Genomic DNA, 2,618 nt, shown 5'->3' with positions numbered 1-2,618 from the left:
AGGGATAGCAATGCTGTGACTGGTTAGGAATTCAATAGCAGTATCAAAGAGGTAACGCGGCTCCAGCCAGGCATTGCCCACCTGAACAAGGTGGTGTTAATGGCCAACTAAACTGACCCACTTTCGGCCATTAATTTTGATCCACTTTTCGTGGCTTCGGCCACATTTTTCTGTACCGTTTCCCGTTCAACTAACAAAGCGGGGGCGGCACATTGAAGGAGTGGACAGTGATACACAAAATAAAATCGATGTACGACAACGGACAAGGACTCTCGATCCGTGCCATTAGCCGAGAGTTGAACATCTCGCGCAACACGGTGAAAAAATACTTAGCGATGGACGCGCAAGGTATCTGCGTGATGATGGAAGACACCTCTCGACAAAAATGGCTTGATGGCTATCGCGATTACCTGATTAACCAGCTGAAAGACTACCCCAAGTTATCCGCAGTGAAGCTCATGCGCCGATTATGTCGCAAGGTGGGCAAGCTGCCCATATCCGAACGCAGCATGCGCCGTTACGTGCAAAACTTAAAAGCCGAGGTCGCTGTCGGCCAGTATCGTTATTATGAACCTATCATCGAAACTGTTCCCGGTGTGCAGTGTCAAGTTGACCCTGGTGAGCTTCGTGGTGTGCTCATCAATGGTAAGCCACACACCGTTTACTTTGTTGCGTTTGTGCTCTCATATAGCCGCCTCATGTACGTAGGCCTTTCGCTGCAACCGTTGAATACGCAGCGCTTTATTGAGATGCACGACGAAGCGTTTCGCTACTTCGGAGGCGTGACCGAAGAATGTGTTTATGACCAAACCAAGTTGGTCGTACTAAGCGAAGAATATCGCGAGCTCAAACTCAATCAACGCTTTGCGCAGTACGCCACGGCGGCATCATTCCATATTCATGCTTGCGAGGGTTTTGATCCGGAGAGCAAAGGCAAGGTTGAAGCAGCAGTTAAGTACGTCAAACAAGACTGTCTGTATGGTGAGTCGTTTCGCAGTGAAACAGAGCTTCGCGCTTACACGCTTGATTGGCTAAATGAAGTAGCCAACATTCGAGTACACGGCACCACCAAAGAGCAGCCGCAGCGCCATTATGACCGCTCAGAGCGGTCACACATGAACCACTATCATGTAGCTATGGCCAGCTTAGACAACACGCCCATGCAAACGCGCAAGGTTGATAAAACGGGGCTGATCTCTTGGGCCTCGAACAAGTACTCGGTGCCTATGGAGTGGCAACAAAGCCGAGTTGGTGTCAGTGAAGCCAATGGTCAATTACTCTTACTCGACCCTGCCACCGGTGAGCTTATTGGCCAACATACGGTCAGTCTTGATAAAGGCCTTATTATCAAAAACCGCGACCATTACCGCGACAAAACGCAGGCGGTAGAAGCGCTTGAAGCGTACCTCAACGAGCGTCTAGGTATCGATGTTGGTCGCGCTATTGCGGCACAGCTCAAAGCAACCATGCCTCGGTTCTATAAAGACCAACTGCGCGGTGCTCTGGATGTATTAAAGCACTACGGTGAGTTACCCACGGCACTTACAGCCCACTTGCTTGAGCGAGAAGAGTTAACGGCGAGCAAGATGCGTGAATATATCGATGCATGGTTCAGTGCCGAGCAGCGCGGACGCATGGCCGATGACGAGGAGGATAGCCCCGTGACTATCGATTTAAGCATGTACCGCCGTATTAGCCACGTTAACGCGCAACGGAGCCTATCATGAACCAGTTAGACAATATCGCTAAGCAGCTTCGTAGCTTACGGTTAGGTGCAGCAGCGAGCCAGTTGGCCACTCTGGTGGCCACGGCTGAAGCCAATGAAGAATCCTACTTAAGCTTCGCTGAATCTTTGGTGTCACATGAAATCATCCAACGCAACGTGAACCGAATAAAACGCCACTACAAACAGGCACAGTTCCCAAATGAAAAACGTCTCGACTTGTTCGATTATCGTCACCAGACTACGGTAACCAAGCGCCAAATCAATGGGTTACTCGACTTTAGCTTTATTGATGAGCGCCAAAATGTGATCTTTATTGGCCCGCCGGGCGTGGGCAAGACCCACTTGGCCATTGGGATCGGTCATGAAGCAATCCAAGCTGGATATAAAGTTTTGTTCAGAAACGCATTGACGCTGGTAGAGGAACTTGAGCTTGCCGAAATGAAGGGAGAGCTCAAAAAGCGGCTCACACAGCTAAGTAAATACGATCTCATCATCATTGATGAGTTGGGTTACTTACCCATGTCGCGTCAGTCGCGTTACAACTTATTCCAGCTAATCAATAGCTTGTACGAATATCGGTCTATCATCTTAACAACGAACAAAGATTTTACCAGTTGGGGTGAGTTCTTCCATGATGACAATGTTGCGGTACCGATCATCGACCGCATCATCCATCACTCACACATATTTATGCTCGGAGGAGAAAGCTATCGACTGAAGGAGAAAGTTAGCAAAACCTGATCGCAGGTGGATCAATTTTATTGGCCAAAAGTGGATCAATTTTAATGGCCATTGACAGGTGGTCGAAAAGAGAATTGAAGTGCTGACTTTCGTCCCATTTGTGATAACCAGCAAGGTCTAATACTTTTGCGTAGAGTCGATCTTTTTGTTT

The 2,618-nt window shown here is 48.6% G+C and carries 2 protein-coding genes; both read left to right on the top strand.

Annotation, left to right across the window (positions count from 1 at the left end):
• Window positions 1–227: 227 nt before the first annotated feature.
• Window positions 228–1,727, top strand: a complete 1,500-nt coding sequence (gene istA / locus H592_RS22155; protein ID WP_084296268.1) for an IS21 family transposase — start codon at window positions 228–230, stop codon at window positions 1,725–1,727.
• Complete coding sequence (gene istB, locus H592_RS0111445; protein WP_028868890.1) at window positions 1,724–2,467, top strand: IS21-like element helper ATPase IstB; 744 nt, start codon at window positions 1,724–1,726, stop codon at window positions 2,465–2,467. Before istA ends, istB begins: the two co-directional genes overlap by 4 nt.
• Window positions 2,468–2,618 lie beyond the last annotated feature (151 nt).

This window comes from Psychromonas arctica DSM 14288 (assembly GCF_000482725.1).
In the GTDB taxonomy this organism is placed as follows: Bacteria; Pseudomonadota; Gammaproteobacteria; order Enterobacterales; family Psychromonadaceae; genus Psychromonas; species Psychromonas arctica.
Note: the sequence above shows the minus strand (reverse complement) of the source record. Positions and strands in the feature narration are given on the sequence as shown.

What these genes read in the sequence shown, in the direction of transcription:
- istB (WP_028868890.1), top strand. Translation starts at nt 1,724, where the DNA reads ATGAACCAGTTAGACAATATCGCTAAGCAGCTTCGTAGCTTACGGTTA.